The following is a 17,017-nucleotide window of genomic DNA, read 5'->3' as shown; positions in this document are numbered from 1 at the left end:
CCCGGGCTGTGCCGCGTACCCCGGGCGGGTCGGCGGTCGGTCAGCGGACCGGGACGGTGGCGGTGACGGTGGCCTGGTCGATGTCGCTGGTGCGGACGGTGAACCGGATCGTCCAGTCCCCGCGCGCCGGCAGGCTGATCTCGGCGCTGCCGTGGTGCGGCTCCGGGGTGTCCACCGGCACGGCCATCGGTTCGATCCCGGCCGCCGGCAGGGCGAGGCTGACCGTCCACTGGACCACCGGCAGCGGCTGCCCCTGCGGGGTGTAGACGTAGGCGTGCAGCGAGTTCGGCACCCCCACCCGTACCGGATAGATGTCGAACTGGAGGGTGTAGGTGCCGCTGGTCAGGGTCTGCGCGACGCCCTCGCGGGTGGCGCGGGCGGCCTCGGTGTCGGCGGTCCGACCGGGCGGGGTCTGCACCAGCACGGCGGTCAGTGCCAGCACCACCGCCGTGGCGGCGAGTTCCACCCCGGCGGCCCGCGCGACCCGGCCCGGCCGGTCGGCGGCCCGGCCGTCGCGCACCGCCCGGCGTTGCCAGGCGGCGACGCCGAGCACGGCGGCGAGCAGGGCCGCCTTGGCGCACAGCAGCCGACCGTAGGTGGTGCCGACCAGCGCGCCGGGCCGGCCGAGTTCGATCGCGGCCTGCCCGACGCCGGAGGCGACCAGCCAGCCCACCGCGACGGTCGCCCACCGCGACCAGGCCGGCAGGATGCGGCCCAGCACCCGCCGGTGCGTGCCGCGCAGCACGAACACCGCCAGGGTGACCAGCCCGCCCAGCCAGACGCTCATCCCGGCCAGGTGCACCACGTCGGCGAGGATGCTCACCGGCGGCAGGGGCGTGGCCACCGGGTGCCCGGCCAGCGGCCAGGTCACCAGCCCGGCCAGACCCACCACCGCGAGCGCCGTCCGCCGTCCGCGCCCGGCCCGCCCGCCGGCCACCGCCGCCAGCAGCCCGGCGGCGATCGCGGCGAGCGCCAGCCGGGCCCCGAGCACCGGCCCGACGTCGCTGCCCGCCACCGCCGTCAGGTCACCACGCGACAGACCGCCCACCGGAACCCCGACCATGTCGGCGGCCTGCGCCACCCACGTCCCGGCGGTGCCGACGGCCACCAGCGCCAGGCCGACGTACCCGGTGACGGTCACCGCGCGACGGCGGCGACGGCGCGGCCAGCGCACCGCGCCGAACAGGGTGGGGCCGACCGCCAGCACCAGGCCCAGGTAGCCGACGTACCGGGCGGCGGGGGTCCACCCGCCGGAGGGGCGCTCGTCCACGCTGACCGGCTCCGGGGGCGTCGCCGACGGCGCACCGGCCGAGTAGGCGAAGCTGCCGGCGACCGGGTGGCTGTCCGCCGAGATCACCCGGTAGCTGACCAGGTACGTGCCGAGCGGCCGGTCCGGCACCCGCACCGGGATGCGCAGCGTGGCCCCGTCCGCGACCGGCTCCCCGGCGGTGACCCGCCGCCCGTCCGGGCCGAGCACCTGCACCCGGCCGATGACCGGGGAGACCGACTCGCTGAAGACCAGCACCACCTCCCCGGGCGGGGCACCGATCACCGCGTCCCGGACCGGGCTGGTGGCGACCAGCGCGGCATGGGCGGCGGCCGGGGTCGCCGGGGTCAGCGGTACGGACAGCAGCGCGAGGAGCAACCCCAGCAGCACGGCGGAACGGGTGGTACGCACGCACAATGGTTCGTATTTCGTGATCACATGGTTCAACCGTCGCCGGAACGATTCGGCTCACCGGTCGGGTGCTGGTGCAGGGCGAGGGTCAGCAGGAGGCGGGCGTCCGGGTCGTCGAGGGCCGGGCCGAACAGGCCGCGCAGCTGCCGCATCCGGTAGCGGACCGTCTGCGGGTGGGTGTGCAGGTCCTCGGCGACGGCGACCACCTGACCCTGCCGGCGCAGCCAGCCGTGCAGCGTTTCGGCCAGGGCCCGGCGGGTGGTGGGCCGCAGCCCGGCCAGCGGGGCCAGCACCGTGCCGGCGAGGTGCCCGGCCAGGCCCGGCTCCCAGGCGGTGAGCAGGGTGAGCAGGTGGTCGTCGCAGGACACCACCGGGTCCGGGCCGAGCGCGCCCTGCTGGTGCAGGGCCAGCGCCCGGCGGGACAGCCGGTACGACAGCCGCGCCCGCTGCCGCTGCACCGTCGGCCCGAGCGCGGCCCGTCGCCCGACCAGCGCCTGCCGGGCCCGGTCCAACCGTCCCGGCGTACCGGGATCGGGCAGCACCACCCGGATGGCGTCGCCGACGACGGCGGCCAGCGCCCCCGCGCCGATGCCCCGGGCCACGTGTTCGGCGTCGGTGCCGTCGACGCTGCACACGGCCACGGTCGCCGGCAACGGCCAGCGGGCCGCGTCGGCGGCGGCGTGCAGCACCGCCCCGGTCGGCGGGTCGGGCTGCACGAGGAGGGTGACCAGCCGGCGTCGGGTGGTGGCCCAGTCCTGGGCGGTGTCCCGCTGCTCGGCGAGGAACCCCTCGGCGGCGGCCCCGGCCAGCGCGTCGACGTAGCCGAACAACGCCCCGGCGATCACGTACAGGTCGGCCGGGGCCGGGCCGGCCGGTGCGGTGGCGGGCCAGCCGGGCGTGGCCGGCGCGGTGGCGTGTTCCACCAGGAAGGCCCAGATGTCGCGGGCCCCGAGGGTGAGTACGGTCCGCAGCGCGTCCACCCGGTGCCCCTCGCGGTACTCGGTGCGCCCCAGGGCGTGGAACACCTCCCGGGTGCCGGTCAGCTCCCGGGCCGGGTCGGCGACCGCGTCGACGAAGGTGTCGACGGCGGTCTGTACGCCCAGGGCCAGGCCCTGCCCCTGCCCACCGGTCAGCGACCGGCCCTGGGCGGCCATCGCGGCCCGGACGGTGGCGAGGATCCGCTCGTGCAGCGGCCCGCGCAGCCCTCGCAGGTGGTCGCCGACCGACGGCGCGAGACCGGCGAGACCGGGCTCGATGTCGAGCAGGGCGTCGGACACGATCGGCCATCCTTTGTCATCCGGGTGACAATTCCGCTGGTGAATCCTGCACCCCGGCACGGATCATTTTGGCACCACGCTACGTAGGGTCGGCGCATGGAGACGGATGTCATCGTGATCGGCGCCGGCCTGGCCGGTCTGGTCGCCGCCGCCGAGGCCGCCGACGCGGGCCGTCGGGTGCTGCTGCTCGACCAGGAGTCGGAGCACAACCTCGGCGGGCAGGCGTTCTGGTCGTTCGGCGGGCTGTTCTTCGTCGACTCGCCCGAGCAGCGGCGGATGGGCATCCGCGACTCGGTCGAGCTGGCCTGGCAGGACTGGACCGGCAGCGCCGCCTTCGACCGGCCCGAGGACCACTGGCCGCGCCAGTGGGCGCAGGCGTACGTGCACTTCGCCGCCGGGGAGAAGCGGGCCTGGCTGCGGTCGATGGGCCACCGGGTCTTTCCCGTGGTGAGCTGGGCCGAGCGGGGCGGGGGAGCGGCCCACGGGCACGGCAACTCGGTGCCCCGGTTCCACGTCACCTGGGGCACCGGCCCCGGCGTGGTCGAGCCGTTCGCCAGGCGGGTCCGGCAGGCCGTCGAGCAGGGCCGGGTGACGCTGCTGTTCCGGCACCGGGTCGACGAGCTCGTCACCACCGCGGGAGCCGTCACCGGGGTACGCGGCGCGCTGCTCGCCCCCGACGACGCGCCCCGGGGGCGCAGCAGCTCCCGGGAGGTCGTCGGCGACTTCCAGCACGACGCCCAGGCCGTGATCATCACCTCGGGCGGCATCGGCGGCAACCACGACCTCGTCCGGCGGGCCTGGCCGGCCCGGCTCGGAACCCCGCCCACCCGGATGGTCACCGGCGTACCCGCCCACGTCGACGGCCGGATGCTCGCCATCACCGAGACCGCCGGCGGGCAGGTGATCAACCCGGACCGGATGTGGCACTACACCGAGGGGCTGCGCAACTGGGACCCGATCTGGCCCCAGCACGGCATCCGCATCCTGCCCGGCCCGTCCTCGCTCTGGCTCGACGCCACCGGGGCCCGGCTGCCGGCGCCGCTGTTCCCCGGCTTCGACACCCTGGCCACCCTGCGGCACCTGCGCGCCACCGGCCACGACTACAGCTGGTTCCTGCTCACCCAGAAGATCATCGAGAAGGAGTTCGCGCTGTCGGGCTCCGAGCAGAACCCGGACCTGACCAACCGCAGCGTGCGGCAGGTGCTGCAACGCGTCCGGCCCGGCGCACCCGGGCCGGTGGAGGCGTTCAAGCGGCACGGGGCCGACTTCGTCGTCGCTGACACCCTGCCCGAGCTGGTGGCCGGGATGAACAAGCTGGCCGCCGAGACCGACGGGCCGCAGCTCGACACCGCCGCGCTGACCGCCCTGGTCGAGGCCCGCGACCGGGAGATCGCCCACCCGTTCGGCAAGGACGCCCAGCTCGCCGCGATCCGGGGGGCCCGCCGCTACCGGGGTGACCGGCTGATCCGGGTCGCCACCCCGCACCGGCTGCTCGACCCGGCGGCCGGCCCGCTGATCGCGGTGCAACTGCACGTGCTGACCCGCAAGAGCCTCGGCGGGCTGCACACCGACCTGTCCGCCCGGGTGCTGCGCCCCGACGGCGAACCGCTGGCCGGGGTGTACGCGGCCGGTGAGGTCGCCGGCTTCGGCGGCGGGGGCATGCACGGCTACAGCGCCCTGGAGGGCACCTTCCTCGGCGGCTGCCTCTTCTCCGGCCGCACCGCCGGCCGTGCCGCAGCGGCAGCCGTCAGCTGACCGGCACCGACACCCGGCCGGCACCGTGAGCCGACCGGCCCGGGCTGTGCCCCCGGTAGGCTCTGCGGCCGTGGACGACGACGCGCTGACCGCGCTGGTGACCGTCGCGGCGGGGCAGGTGACCCTGTCCGACAGGCGTACCGAGCGCCGCTGGTCGGTCGGGGTGGCGGCGTACCGGCTCGGCGTGGTACCGGTCACCCAGGGGTGGTACGCCCGGGTGACCGGGGAACGGCCGGGCGCCATCCGGGGCGACCGGCTGCCCGTGGAAGGGGTGTCCTGGCTGGACGCGGTGCGCTTCTGCAACGCGCTGTCCCGCCAGGAGGGGCTGACCCCGGCGTACCGGCTGCACGACGACGGTGCGGGCGTGGACTGGGACCGGGGCGCCGACGGCTACCGGCTGCCCACCGAGGCCGAGTGGGAGTACGCCTGCCGCGCCGGCACCCCGGGCCCGCGCTACGGCCCACTCGACGAGATCGCCTGGTACCGGGGCAACTCCGGTGAGCGGCCGCACCCGGTCGGCGGACGCGCCCCCAACCCGTGGGGCCTGTACGACACCCTCGGCAACGTCTGGGAGTGGTGCTGGGACGTCTACGACGCCGAGGTGTACGGCAGCTACCGGGTGCTGCGTGGGGGCGGCTGGTTCGACGAGCACTGGAGCTGCCGGGCCTCGGTGCGCCGTCGCAGCCACCCGACGTTGCGCATCGACGACGTCGGTTTCCGGGTGGCGCGTTCCCTGCCGCGCTGACCATGACCCGGCACGGACCCTCCGGTCGGCCCGGGGTCAGGGCACGCGTCGGGTGCTGTGCCGCGCGATCAGCGGGGTGGCCAGCTCGATCCGGTGGCTGTCCAGCCCCTCCCCGGCGATCAGGGACAGCAGCATCCGGGTCGCCATCCCGGCCATCTCGGCGAGCGGCTGACGGACGGTGGTCAGCGGCGGGGCGGCCCAGCGGGCGGAGTCGAGGTCGTCGAAGCCGACGATGCTGATGTCGTCGGGGACCCGGGCCCCGCGTTCGTAGAGCGCCTCGTAGGCGCCCAGGGCCATCTCGTCGGCGCAGGCGAACACGGCGGTGGGCGGCTGGGCGAGGTCCAGCAGGGCGTTCATCTCCCGGTAGCCCGACGGGGAGGTGAAGTCGCCGTGGCGGACGTACCCGGCGGGGATCTTGCGGTTTGCCGCGTTCATCGCGGCCCGGTACCCGTCGACCCGGGCCCGGCTGCACGGCACGTTCGGCGGCCCGCCGATCACCGCGATCCGATGGTGACCCAGGTCGAGCAGGTGCTCGGCGGCGGCCACCCCGCCGGACCAGTTCGTCGCGCCCACCGACGGGATGCCCGCGCCGGGCTGGCCCGCCGGGTCGATGATCACCACCGGGATGCCCAGCTCGTCGAGCTGGCCCTGCTGGCTGGGGGACAGGTCGGACAGGACGAGCAGCACCCCGTCGCACCGGCGCTTGGACAGCTGCTCGATCCACCGCCGGTCGGGGCGGGTGCGGCTGCGGCCGTGCACGGCGGAGACGACCACCCCGACGCCCGCCCGGTAGGCCAGCTCCTCGACGCCGTCGAGGATCTGCATCGCCCACGGGCTGCCGAGGTCCCGGAAGACCAGGTCGATGAGGCCGGCGGCCCCGGGCATCGAGGGCGCCCGGCGGGCGGTGTACGACCGCCGGTCGAGCAGGTCCTGGATGCGCCGCCGGGTCGCCGGGGCGACGTCGGGTCGACCGTTGAGCACCTTCGAGACGGTGGGGACGGACACCCCCGCGGCGGTCGCGATCTCCGACAGCGTCGCCCGGTCCTCCGCCATGCCCATCTCCTTCGGTCGTGCGCCCGTCGGCAGCATAGCCCGAAAGTTTCGGAGGTCGGGGGTCGGGCCGGCCGGCGCGGCGGTCGGACCGCTCGTCATCGACGGTCGCCGCCGACCCGTGTCGAGGGCCGCCGTCGCTCGACAGGGACTCGAAACTTTCTCGAAACGGAAGTATCCGGTACGTCCTGTCCCCGGCCGGCGGACCGGTCCGTCGAAATCGGGCCGGGGCGAACCGCCCACCCGGCCCGATTTCGACTCGGGCCGCCCATGCGGCATGCTGGTGCCCGGCGGCAGGAACCTCTGTCGGCGGCCGGCGACGACCCGCGGACACGCGGTCGTCCCTGCGCGGGACGTGCGGGAGGACAGGGCGGCGATGGCCGAGGCTCAGGCGAGGCGTTCCGTGTTCACCGGCACCGGTGAGATGGCCGGGCGGATGCGCGCCCTCGACTGGTCCGCCACCTCCCTCGGCGCGGTCGAGAGCTGGCCGGCGAGCCTGCGTACCGCCACCCGGATCTGCCTGACCTCCCGCTTCCCCATGATCGTGTGGTGGGGGCCGGAGCTGCGGTTCCTCTACAACGACGCCTACGGCCCGCTGCTCGGCAGCAAACACCCCGCCCTCGGCAAGCCGGGCGACCAGGTGTGGGCCGAGATCTGGCACATCATCGGTCCGATGCTGCGGGGCGTGGTGGAGACCGGCGAGGCGACCTGGTCGGAGGACCTCCTGCTGCCGATGAACCGGCACGACTACTGGGAGGAGACGTACTGGACGTACTCCTACAGCCCGCTACACGACGACGACGGCGTGGTACGCGGCGTCTTCACCGCGGTCAGCGACACCACCGAGCGGGTGATCGGTGAGCGCCGGCTCGCCGCGTTGCAGGACCTGGGCGCCCAGGCCGGCACCGCCCGTACCGTGGGCGAGGCCTGTGACCTGGTCGTCGGCTCGCTCGGCCGGTCCGCGGTCGATGTGCCGTACGCGGCCGTGCACCTGCGGACCCGCGGCGGTGAGCTGCGCCCGGCCGCCAGCACCCTGGCCGGTGAGGTCGACCGGTCCGACCCGACCGCACCGCCGGTGTGGCCGGTCGCCGAGGTGCTCGCCACCGGCCGGCCCGCCCACGTCACCGACGTCGTCGCCCGCATCGGTGACCTGCCCACCGGCGGTTGGCAGACCGCGCCGACCGAGGCGGTGGTGCTGCCCCTGCACGGCGAGACCGGCGCCGAGGACATCGGTGTCATCGTCCTGGCCGCCAGCGCCGGACGGGCCCTCGACGACGGCTACCGCACCTTCCTCGACCTGGTCGCCCGGCAGGCCGCCGCCCTGATCAACGGTGCGGTGGCCTACGAGGTGCAGCAGCAGCGGGCCGAGGAACTGGTCGAGTTGGACCGGGCCAAGACGGCGTTCTTCTCCAACATCAGCCACGAGTTCCGCACCCCGCTCACCCTGATCAGCGGGCCGTTGCAGGAGTTGCGGGCCCGCCTCGGCGACCAGGACGAGCAGGTCCGCGACGAGCTGGAGGTGATGCACCGCAACGCGTTGCGGCTGGGCAAGCTGGTCACCGCACTGCTCGACTTCTCCCGCATCGAGGCCGGCCGGATGCAGGCGAGCTACGAACCCGTCGACCTGGCCCGGTTTACCGCCGAACTGGCCAGTGTCTTCCGGGCGGCGGTCGAACGCGCCGGCCTCACCCTGGACGTCGACTGCCCGCCGCTGTCCCGGCCGGTCCACGTCGACCGGACGATGTGGGAGAAGGTGCTCCTCAACCTGCTCAGCAACGCGCTGAAGTTCACCTTCCAGGGCGGTATCCGGGTGTCCGTCGCCGAGCGCGACGGCATGCCGACCGTGCAGGTCGCCGACACCGGCGTCGGGGTGCCGGCCGACGAGATCCCCCGGCTGTTCGAGCGCTTCCACCGGGTCCCGCAGGCCCGGTCCCGGTCCCACGAGGGCAGCGGCATCGGACTGGCCCTGGTGCAGGAGCTGGTCGGCCTGCACGGCGGCACCATCACCGTCGACAGCACCCCGGACGTCGGGACCGCCTTCACCGTGCGGTTGTCGTACGGCGTGGCCCACCTGCCCGCCGAGCACGTCGTCACCGGCATCGGCACGGCGACGCCGTCGGACACCGCCGAGCCGTTCGTCCAGGAGGCGCTGCGCTGGCTGCCCGCCGGCGACACCGACGACCGGCCGGCCGGACGACCACCGCCGGCTGACCGTCCCGGCCCGGACCGTCCCCGGGTGCTCGTCGCCGACGACAACGCCGACATGCGCGAGTACCTGCACCGGCTGCTGCGTTCCCGGTACGACGTCACCGCCGTGGGTGACGGGCTCGCCGCCCTGGCGCGGGCCCGAACCGACCTGCCCGACCTGATCGTCAGCGACGTGATGATGCCCGGCCTGGACGGCCTCGAACTGGTCGCCGCGCTGCGCGCCGAACCCCGCACCATGGGGGTGCCGGTGCTGCTGTTGTCGGCCCGCGCCGGTCAGGAGGCCGCCGTCGAGGGGCTGGAGGCCGGCGCCGACGACTACCTGGTCAAGCCCTTCTCCGCCGAGGAGCTGTTGGCCCGGGTCCGGGCCAACGTCGACCTGGCCCGGTTGCGCAACCACCACGCCAACTGGCGGGCTGCGATGATCAACTCGCTGCAGGAGGGCTTCTTCGTCCTCGACGCCGACGGCGCGTTGGTGGAGATGAACACCGCCTTCGCCGACCTGTTCGGCTACGGCCCGGAGGGCCTGCCCTACCGTCCGCGCTATCCATGGTGGCCCGACGAGACCACCGACCCGTCGGCACACCGGCTGGTGGCCGACACGTTCTCCCAGGCCATGACGGTGACCCACGGCTCGTTCGTGGTGCCGCAGCGGCACCGCGACGGTCACCGGCTCTGGACGGCGGTCGCCTTCAACGCGGTCACCGACGACCACGGCCGGCGGCTGGTGGTCGGCACCATCCGCGACGTCACCGCCGAACGGTACGCGGTGCAGCGGGAGACCGCCCTCAGCGCGCTCAACCAGCGGTTGTCCCGGGCCGCCAGCACCACCGAGGTGTTGCGCGCCGGAGTGGAGGAACTGCGCCAGCTGTGGCAGGCGCACCGGGTGCTCGCCACCCACTGGCCGGCGGCCGGCACCCCGACGGTGACCGGCACGCCGACCACCGACTGGGCGCAGCTGCCCGACCCGGTGCGCGACACCGTCACCGCGCTGCGGTCGCAGCCACCCCTGCGGATCACCATCGACCCGGCCACCAGTGTCCGGCCGGCCGGGGCCGGCACCACTGTCGACTCGCCGCAGGGTCCGCTGGTGATCTGGCTCGAACTCGACCCGGCGCGGGGTTTCGGCACCGAGGACCAGATGCTGCTGCTGCTCCTGTGCGGTGCCCTCGGGCAGGCGTTGCACCGGGCGCACGCCGCCGACCAGCAACGCGAGGTGGCGGTCGCGCTGCAACGGTCCATCCTCGGCCCGGCCGAGCTGCCCGCCGGCTTCGCCGTACGCTACGAGCCGGCGACCCGCCCCCTGGAGGTCGGCGGCGACTGGTACGACGCGGTGAGCCTGCCCGACGGCCGGATCGGCATCGTCGTCGGGGACTGCGTCGGCCGGGGCCTGCCCGCCGCCGCGGTGATGGGGCAACTGCGCAGTGCCTGCCGGGCCCTGCTGCTGGAGGCGTCCGGCCCGGCCCAGGTGCTCACCGCCCTGGACCGGTTCGCCCGGATGCTGCCCGGGGCGTCCTGCACCACGGTGTTCTGCGGCATCCTCGACCCGGAGACCGGCGAGCTGACCTACAGCAGCGCCGGGCACCCCCCGGCGATCCTCACCCACCCGGACGGCCGCACCGAGCTGCTGGCCGCCGGTCGGGGCAGCCCGCTGGGCATCCCGTCCCCCGGTGGACGCCCCGACGCGACAAGCGTCGTACCGCCCCGGGCCGTGCTGCTGCTCTACACCGACGGACTGGTGGAACGCCGTCGCCAGTCGCTCGACAGCGGGATCGCCCAGGCCGCCTCCGCCGTGCGGGAGCACCACACCGCCGGGGTGCAGCAGCTCGCCGACCGGGTGATGGACCGGATGACCCCGCAGGGCGGCTACGACGACATCGCCCTGCTGCTCTACCGCCACCCGGCACCGCTGGAGTTGTCGTTTCCCGCCGACCGGTTGCAGATGGCCCCGGTGCGCTCCACGCTGCGGCAGTGGCTGCGGCGTACCGGCGCCGACCCGCACGTGGCCCAGGACGTACTCGTCGCCACCGGGGAGGCCTGCGCCAACGCGGTCGAGCACGGCCACCGCGACGCCCGCCCCGGGCTGATCCGGCTGCACGCGGTGGCCGCCGGTGCGGACCTGTTCGTCACGGTGGCCGACTCGGGGCGGTGGAAGGTGCCCGAGATCGACCATGACCGGGGGCGCGGCATCAACCTGATGCGCGCGCTGATGGCACACGTCGACATCCGGACCACCGATGCCGGCACCACCGTCGAGCTGCACACGAGGATCCCCGCATGAACACGCCCCTGGGCCTGTCCACCGGCCTGCGGGCCGACGGCGCACCGGTGCTGACCGTCACCGGCGAGATCGACATGAGCAACGCCGACGAGTTCCGGGCGGCGATCGTCGACGCCGTCGTAGACGGGCACCGGCTGACCGTCGACCTGACCGCCGTGGAATACCTGGACAGCGCCGCCCTCGCCGCGTTGTTCGCCCACGTCGACCGCCTGTCGGTGGTGGCGAACCCGCTGCTGGACAGCGTCCTGACCATCTCCGGTCTGAGTCGACTCACCACGGTCACGATCCGCGACTGAGCCGCCCGGCCGGCGGGTGACCCGGCGCCCCGGGTGATCAGCTCGCCGTCACGCAGAACTCGTTGCCGTCCGGATCGGCCAGCACGATGTCGCCGTCCGCGCCGGCATCCAGCCGGGTGGCCCCGAGGGCGACCAGTCGGTCGACCTCCGCCTGCTGGTCGCCCTCGGGGGCGAGGTCCAGTCGCTGCCGGTTGCGGCCCTGCCTGGGAGCCACGGGCGGACCACCCCAGGCGATCTTCGTGCCGCCGTGCGGTGACTGGACGGCGGTCTCCTGGTCCTGGTCCCAGACCAGCGGCCAGCCCAACGCCGCGCTCCAGAAGAGACCGACCGCCCGGGTGCCGTCGCAGGCGATCTCCCCGAGTGGACCGCAACCGGCGAGGAAGTTGTTGTCCGCCTCGATGACGCAGAACTCGTTGCCCTCGGGGTCGGCCAGCACGATGTGCCCCTCCTCGGGTCGCTGCCCGACGTCGAGGTGGGCGCCGCCGAGGTCCAGCGCGGTCGCCACCTGCCGCTGCTGGTCGTCGGGGCTGGTGCTGGTCAGGTGCAGGTGCATCCGGTTCGGACCGGCCTTGCGGGTGGGGCTCGGGACGAACCGGAGGCCGAGCTGGGTGTCCGTGCCGGGCAGGAGCGCCCCACCGGTGGCGTCCTCGACGACCTCCCGGTCGAGCAGGCCGGCCCAGAAGCGCGCCAGTCGGGTCGGATGTCGGGCGTCGAGGGTCAACGTCAGGGGTCCCGAGAGCATCACCGCACCGTAGACACCGGCCGGTGCGGCGACAAGGCAATATCGCCGGGCCCCGACCGGAGCGCGCGGCGGGCCCGATCCCCGCCCGCCGCGCCGGTCTCGCCCCAGCCGTGCCCGCCGCGCCGGTCTCGCGCCCCCAGCTGCCCGCCCCAGCCGCCGGCGGCACCCGGCGGGTGCCCGGTCAGTGGCCGTGCCAGGAACGCCACAGGGACGCGTAGACGCCGTCGCTGGCGACCAGGTCGTCGTGCCGGCCGATCTCGGTGATCCGGCCGTCCTCCAGCACCGCCACCCGGTCGGCGTCGTGCGCGGTGTTGAGCCGGTGCGCGATGGCGATCACCGTCCGGCCGGCCAGCACCGCACCGAGCGCCCGCTCGGTGCGCCGGGCGGTCGTCGGGTCCAGCGCGGCGGTCGCCTCGTCGAGGATCAGGATGTCCGGGTCGGCCAGGACGAGCCGGGCCAACGCCAACTGCTGGGCCTCGGCCGGGCCCAGGTCGCGCACCCCGGCCCCGAGCGGGGTGTCGAGGCCGTCCGGCAGATCGGCGTGCCAGTCGGCCCCCACCGCCGCCAGGGCGGCCCGCAACTGCGCGTCGGTGCCGCCCGGCGCGGCGAACACCAGGTTGTCCCGCAGCGTACCGAGGAAGACGTGGTGCTCCTGGGTGACCAGGGCGATCCGGCGGCGGCGTTCGGCCGGGTCGAGGTCGGTGACCGGGACCCCGCCGAGGCTCACCATCCCCCGGGCGGGCACGTCGATGCCGGCGAGCAACCGGGCCAGGGTGGACTTGCCCGCCCCGGACGGGCCGACCACGGCCAGCCGTTCGCCCGCCGCGACCGTCAGGTCGATGCCGTGCAGCACCTGCGGGCCGCCCGCGTACCGGAACGTCGCCCCGCGCACCTGCACCACGCGCCCGGTGGGCAGGGCCGCCCGGCCCCGGGGCTCCGGCGGCACCTGCCCCACCCCGAGCACCCGGGCGTACGAGGCGACGCCGCGCTGCGCCTGCTCCACCCACAGCAACAGCCGGTCCAGCGGGTCGATCGCCTGTTGCAGGTAGAGCGCGGCGGCGACCACCTCACCCAGGCTGACCCGTCCCCGCGACAGCAGGACACCCCCGGTGAGCAGCACGGCGGCGATCGGGAGCGGATAGCTGCCCTCCACCACCGGAAAGAACGCCGACCGCAGGGCGAGGGTGGCCCGTCGGGTGGTCCACACCGCGCCGATGCGGGCGGTGCCGTGGGCGACCCGGTCACGGCCCAGCCGCAACGCCTCGACGGTGCGGGCGCCCTCGGCTGTCGTGGTCAGCGCCTCGGTCAGCTCCGCCGTCGCCGCCCCCTCGGCCAGGTAGGCGGGGGTGGCCCGGCGCAGATACCGGTGGACCGCCAACCCGATCGACGGGAACCCGGCGAGCGCGACCAGGCCGAGCAGCGGGTCCAGCAGGAACACCGCGCCGAACAGCAGCGTCAACTGGGTGCCCGCGATGACCAGCACCGGCACCACGTCACGCAGCATGGTGCCCACCGTGGACACGTCCACCGAGCTGCGGGTGGCCAGGTCACCGGTGCCGGCGTGCTCGACCACCGAGACGGGCAGGCCGAGCAGGCGGGTCACGAAGTCCTCGCGCAGCCGCGCCACGGCCCGCTCACCGAACCGGTGCCCGGCGTACTGGGCGTAGCGGGCGAGCAGCCCCTGCACCAGCACGCAGCCCCCGATGGCCAGCGCCAGCCGGTCCACCGCGCCCGCCCCGGCCCCGGCGGTGACCTGGTCGACGATCCGCCCGATCAGCCACGGCGCGGCCAGCCCGGCGAGGGCGGCGGCGCTGTGTAACGCCAGCACCCCGACGACCGCCCACCGGTCACCGGCGAGCACGTCGCGGGCGGCCCGCCGGACCACCGCCGCACTCGCGACCGGGAGCTTCGTCATCGTCCGGCCCGCCCCACCGGCGTGTCGTCGGTGCCGCTGGTCCGCCAGACCAGCCGCCGGTAGTCCGGGTCGGCGGCCAGCAGCGCGGTGTGCGTCCCGGTGCCGGTGATCCGGCCGTCGCGCAGGTGGGCGACCGTGTCGGCGTGCCCGAGCAGCACCGGTGAGGTGCTCAGCAGCACCGTCGTGCGGCCTGTACGGGCCAGCCGCAGGCGCTGCGCCACCCGGGCCTCGGTGTGTGCGTCCACCGCCGACGTCGGGTCGACCAGGATCAGCACCTCCGGGTCGGCGAGCAGGGCGCGGGCCAGCCGGACCCGCTGCCGCTGACCGCCGGAGAGGGTACGGGCCCGGTCGCCGACCGGGGCGTCGAGACCGTCGGGCAGCCCTTCGACGACGTCGCGGGCCGACGCCACGTGCAACGCCGCGTCGATCCGGGCGTCGTCGACGGTGCCCTGTGGACCGGCGAGGATCTGCCGCAGCGTCCCGGCGAAGAGGTACCCGTCGTGGTCGGCGACCAGGATGCGGGAGCGCACCTCGTCGAGGTCGACGGCCGTCAGCGGGACCCCGCCCCAGGTGGCCGCGCCGGTGACGTACCGCCCCAGCCGGTCGGCCAGGGCCGCCGCGTCGCCCGGGTCGTCGGCGGCGACGCCGATCAACCGGCCCACCGGGACCGTCAGCCCGCTGTCGGGGTCGTGCAGCGGGGCCGGGCCGGCCGGGGCGGGACAGGTCGCCGGGCCGCCCACCGGGTCGGGGGCGAGCCGGAGCAGGTCGACGATCCGCCGGGCGGCGACCCGGCCCTGGATCAACTGGTAGCTGCCCTCCAGCAGGAACCAGACCGGCACGATGAGCACCGCCACGTAGCCGTAGACGGCCACCAGTTGCCCGACGGTGATCTCGCCCGCCGCGGCCGTGCGGGCGGCCAGCCACACCACCACGGCGAGGAACAGCCCGGGGATGACGGCGGTCAGCGCGTCGACCCAGCTGAGCACCGCACCGACCCGGTAGCCCTCGGCCCGCAGCCGTTGCGACCGGGCGGCGTACCGGCGGGCGAACAGGTGCCGGCCGCCCACCCCGGCGAGCACCCGCAGGCCGGCGACGATGTCGTCGGCCCGGGTGGTCAGCTCGCCCTGCTGTTGCCGGTAGACCGCCTCGGCCCGCTCCAGCCGGCGCAGCAGCGGGCCCACGACCAGCGCGATCACCGGCACCCCGAGCAGCGTCACCAGCGCCAGCACCGGGTCGATCGACCAGAGCACCACGGCCGCGACCGCGTACGCCAGTACCGCGCCCACCCCGGGGCCGGTCAGCGTGAGCACCTGCGAGGTGCGCACGATGTCGTACCCGCCGACGGTGGCGACGTCCCCGGCGGCGAGCCGGCGGGGCAGCACCGCCCCGACCCGGGCGAGTTGCCGCAGCAGCACGGCCGCCGAGCGGGCGCTGGCGTCCTCGCGGATGAACGTCATGGTCCGGTGCCGCATGATGCCCGCCCAGGCCAGCGCGGCCCCGGCGACGACGATCGCGGCGACCCAGCCGAGCAGCGCCCCGGTGTCGCCGGTGCGCAGCCCGTCGTCGACGGCACGGGCGACCAGGAACGGCCGCACCGACAACCCCACCATCCAGACCGTGCCGAACAGTGACCCGCGCAGCACCCGCCACGGTTGGCTGCGGACCAGCCACCAGATGTACCGCAGCGGCCCCGCCGTGTCCGGGGTGCCCGGGTCCGGGTGGGGCAGGCGTGGAGGCACCGACCCAGGCTAGTCACCGGCCGTCGGCCGCACCGGCCCGTACGCGGCCACGGCGCGGTGGCGTACACCTCAGTGCCCGGCGGGGTGGCGGCATTGACGCGGCGTACGGCGACCGGCAAGCTCCTGTGCTCGGATCGTCGGCGGGGGGTCGCCGGCCACGGCGGGGGAGGGGCGATGACGCGGCGGCCGGCAACCCGCTTGTCGTCGCTGCTCACCACGCTGCTCGTCGTCGGCACGGCGACGGTGGCCGTCCCCGACCCGGCGCGTGCGGCGGCACCGGCCACGGTGTGCCGGGTCCGCGACGGGCGGCTGACCGAGATCTCCGGCATGGTCGCCACCGACTCCGGGTTCGTGATGGTCAACGACGGCGCCGACGAGGCGTCCCGGCGGCGCATCTTCTTCCTCGACACCCGGTGTGCGGTGGTGCGCACGGTGGCCTACCCGTCGCGGCCCCGCGACACCGAGGACCTGGCGGTCGGCGCGGACGGCACGGTCTGGGTCGCCGACACCGGCGACAACGACCGGACCCGGTCGACGGTGGCGCTGTGGAAGCTCGCGCCCGGGGCCCGCCGGCCGGTGCTGCACCGCCTGGCGTACCCCGACGGGGCGCACGACGCGGAGGCGCTGCTGCTCGACGGGGCCGGCCGGCCGGTGCTGGTGACCAAGCAGGGCGGCAGCGCCGGCGTCTACCTGCCGGCCGGGCCGCTGAGGGCCGGCGCGACGGTGCCGTTGACGCTGGCCGGGCAGGTCCGGTTGCCACTCACCACGACCCCGAACCCGTACTCGTTCTTCGGCCGTCGGCTGGTCACCGGCGGGGCCGTCGCCCCGGACGGCCGCCGGGTCGTGCTGCGCACCTACGCCGACGCCTTCGAGTACGAGGTGACCGACGGCGACGTGGTGGCCGCGCTGACCGGCGGCACGCCCCGGACCGTGGCGCTGCCCGACGAGCCGCAGGGCGAGTCGGTCAGTTACAGCCGCGACGGCCGCTGGCTGCTCACCGTCTCCGAGACCGCCGGTCAGCCACCCGGCACCCGGCCGACGGTGCTGCGTTACGCCCGCCCGGCGGCCCCCACGCCGGCCGTGTCGTCCCCACCCGCCCCGACGGCGTCCGACGCAGCCCCGACAGCAGCGTCCAGTGGTGCCCCGACAGCAGCGTCCCCGGGCGCGACCGCCACCGCCGTTGCCCGGTCCGGCGTCGACGGGACCCGGTCGCTGCTGCTGGGGGTCGGGGTGATCGTCGCCGGCCTGCTGCTGGCGGCGCTGGTCGGGGTCGTCCGGGCGCGGCGGACCCGCCACTGAAGCGGGGGACGGCGACGGCCGGGTGTCCCGGTGAG

Annotated in this window: 11 protein-coding genes; 5 read left to right on the top strand and 6 right to left on the bottom strand. The window is 75.4% G+C overall.

The annotated features are described in order from the left end of the window. Positions 1-40: 40 nt before the first annotated feature. Both AB0C22_RS04740 and AB0C22_RS04735 read right to left on the bottom strand, forming a co-directional pair. Positions 41-1,678: a copper resistance protein CopC gene (locus tag AB0C22_RS04740; protein WP_357533508.1), complete on the bottom strand. Its 1,638-nt coding sequence runs from the start codon at positions 1,676-1,678 to the stop codon at positions 41-43. Between the two features lie 32 nt (positions 1,679-1,710). Next, positions 1,711-2,955 carry a helix-turn-helix domain-containing protein gene (locus AB0C22_RS04735; RefSeq protein WP_357533506.1) on the bottom strand — a complete coding sequence of 415 codons (1,245 nt, stop codon included), beginning with the start codon at positions 2,953-2,955 and terminating at the stop codon, positions 1,711-1,713. Between the two features lie 96 nt (positions 2,956-3,051). Here AB0C22_RS04735 and AB0C22_RS04730 point away from each other — a divergent pair, with 96 nt between their 5' ends. Next, a complete protein-coding gene (locus AB0C22_RS04730; RefSeq protein WP_219461888.1) occupies positions 3,052-4,710 on the top strand; it encodes an FAD-binding dehydrogenase in 1,659 nt (552 codons plus the stop codon). Positions 4,711-4,780: 70 nt separating this feature from the next. Continuing rightward, entirely contained in the window at positions 4,781-5,455 is a 675-nt protein-coding gene (locus AB0C22_RS04725) for a formylglycine-generating enzyme family protein (protein ID WP_308290735.1), read from the top strand. Positions 5,456-5,491: 36 nt separating this feature from the next. On the opposite strand, the gene AB0C22_RS04720 is transcribed toward AB0C22_RS04725, so the two are convergent. Beyond that, complete coding sequence (locus AB0C22_RS04720) at positions 5,492-6,508, bottom strand: LacI family DNA-binding transcriptional regulator (protein WP_208566004.1); 1,017 nt, start codon at positions 6,506-6,508, stop codon at positions 5,492-5,494. Between the two features lie 373 nt (positions 6,509-6,881). Between AB0C22_RS04720 and AB0C22_RS04715 the strand changes: the two genes are divergently transcribed. Together AB0C22_RS04715 and AB0C22_RS04710 are read left to right on the top strand one after the other, a co-directional pair. After that, positions 6,882-10,991: a SpoIIE family protein phosphatase gene (locus AB0C22_RS04715; RefSeq protein ID WP_357533503.1), complete on the top strand. Its 4,110-nt coding sequence runs from the start codon at positions 6,882-6,884 to the stop codon at positions 10,989-10,991. Further along, on the top strand, positions 10,988-11,287 hold the full coding sequence (locus AB0C22_RS04710; RefSeq protein WP_357533501.1) for an STAS domain-containing protein: 300 nt from the start codon (positions 10,988-10,990) through the stop codon (positions 11,285-11,287). The genes AB0C22_RS04715 and AB0C22_RS04710 overlap by 4 nt, the downstream gene beginning before the upstream one ends. A gap of 37 nt (positions 11,288-11,324) precedes the next feature. Here the strand turns inward: AB0C22_RS04710 and AB0C22_RS04705 are convergent, their stop codons facing one another. The 3 genes from AB0C22_RS04705 to AB0C22_RS04695 all read right to left on the bottom strand — a co-directional run bounded on the left by AB0C22_RS04705 (position 11,325) and on the right by AB0C22_RS04695 (position 15,587). Then, complete coding sequence (locus AB0C22_RS04705) at positions 11,325-12,029, bottom strand: VOC family protein (RefSeq protein WP_357533499.1); 705 nt, start codon at positions 12,027-12,029, stop codon at positions 11,325-11,327. Between the two features lie 181 nt (positions 12,030-12,210). Further along, positions 12,211-13,944, bottom strand: coding sequence for an ABC transporter ATP-binding protein (locus AB0C22_RS04700; RefSeq protein ID WP_357533497.1), 1,734 nt, complete (start codon positions 13,942-13,944; stop codon positions 12,211-12,213). Then, the gene (locus AB0C22_RS04695; RefSeq protein WP_357534020.1) at positions 13,941-15,587 is read right to left on the bottom strand and encodes an ABC transporter ATP-binding protein; all 1,647 of its coding nucleotides are present in this window, start codon (positions 15,585-15,587) and stop codon (positions 13,941-13,943) included. Before AB0C22_RS04695 ends, AB0C22_RS04700 begins: the two co-directional genes overlap by 4 nt. A 270-nt stretch (positions 15,588-15,857) precedes the next feature. Here AB0C22_RS04695 and AB0C22_RS04690 point away from each other — a divergent pair, with 270 nt between their 5' ends. Continuing rightward, positions 15,858-16,982: a hypothetical protein gene (locus AB0C22_RS04690; protein WP_357533495.1), complete on the top strand. Its 1,125-nt coding sequence runs from the start codon at positions 15,858-15,860 to the stop codon at positions 16,980-16,982. The last annotated feature ends 35 nt before the right edge of the window (positions 16,983-17,017 follow it).

Origin of the sequence: Micromonospora sp. NPDC048894 (genome assembly GCF_040649765.1) — a bacterium.
Classification (GTDB): Bacteria; Actinomycetota; Actinomycetes; order Mycobacteriales; family Micromonosporaceae; genus Micromonospora; species Micromonospora antibiotica.
This window is presented reverse-complemented; position numbering and strand designations above follow the sequence as displayed.

Coding starts and splice junctions, on each gene's coding strand:
- AB0C22_RS04730 (WP_219461888.1), top strand. CDS start 3,052: ATGGAGACGGATGTCATCGTGATCGGCGCCGGCCTGGCCGGTCTGGTC.
- AB0C22_RS04715 (WP_357533503.1), top strand. CDS start 6,882: ATGGCCGAGGCTCAGGCGAGGCGTTCCGTGTTCACCGGCACCGGTGAG.
- AB0C22_RS04690 (WP_357533495.1), top strand. CDS start 15,858: ATGACGCGGCGGCCGGCAACCCGCTTGTCGTCGCTGCTCACCACGCTG.
- AB0C22_RS04710 (WP_357533501.1), top strand. CDS start 10,988: ATGAACACGCCCCTGGGCCTGTCCACCGGCCTGCGGGCCGACGGCGCA.
- AB0C22_RS04705 (WP_357533499.1), bottom strand. CDS start 12,029: ATGCTCTCGGGACCCCTGACGTTGACCCTCGACGCCCGACATCCGACC.
- AB0C22_RS04720 (WP_208566004.1), bottom strand. CDS start 6,508: ATGGCGGAGGACCGGGCGACGCTGTCGGAGATCGCGACCGCCGCGGGG.
- AB0C22_RS04700 (WP_357533497.1), bottom strand. CDS start 13,944: ATGACGAAGCTCCCGGTCGCGAGTGCGGCGGTGGTCCGGCGGGCCGCC.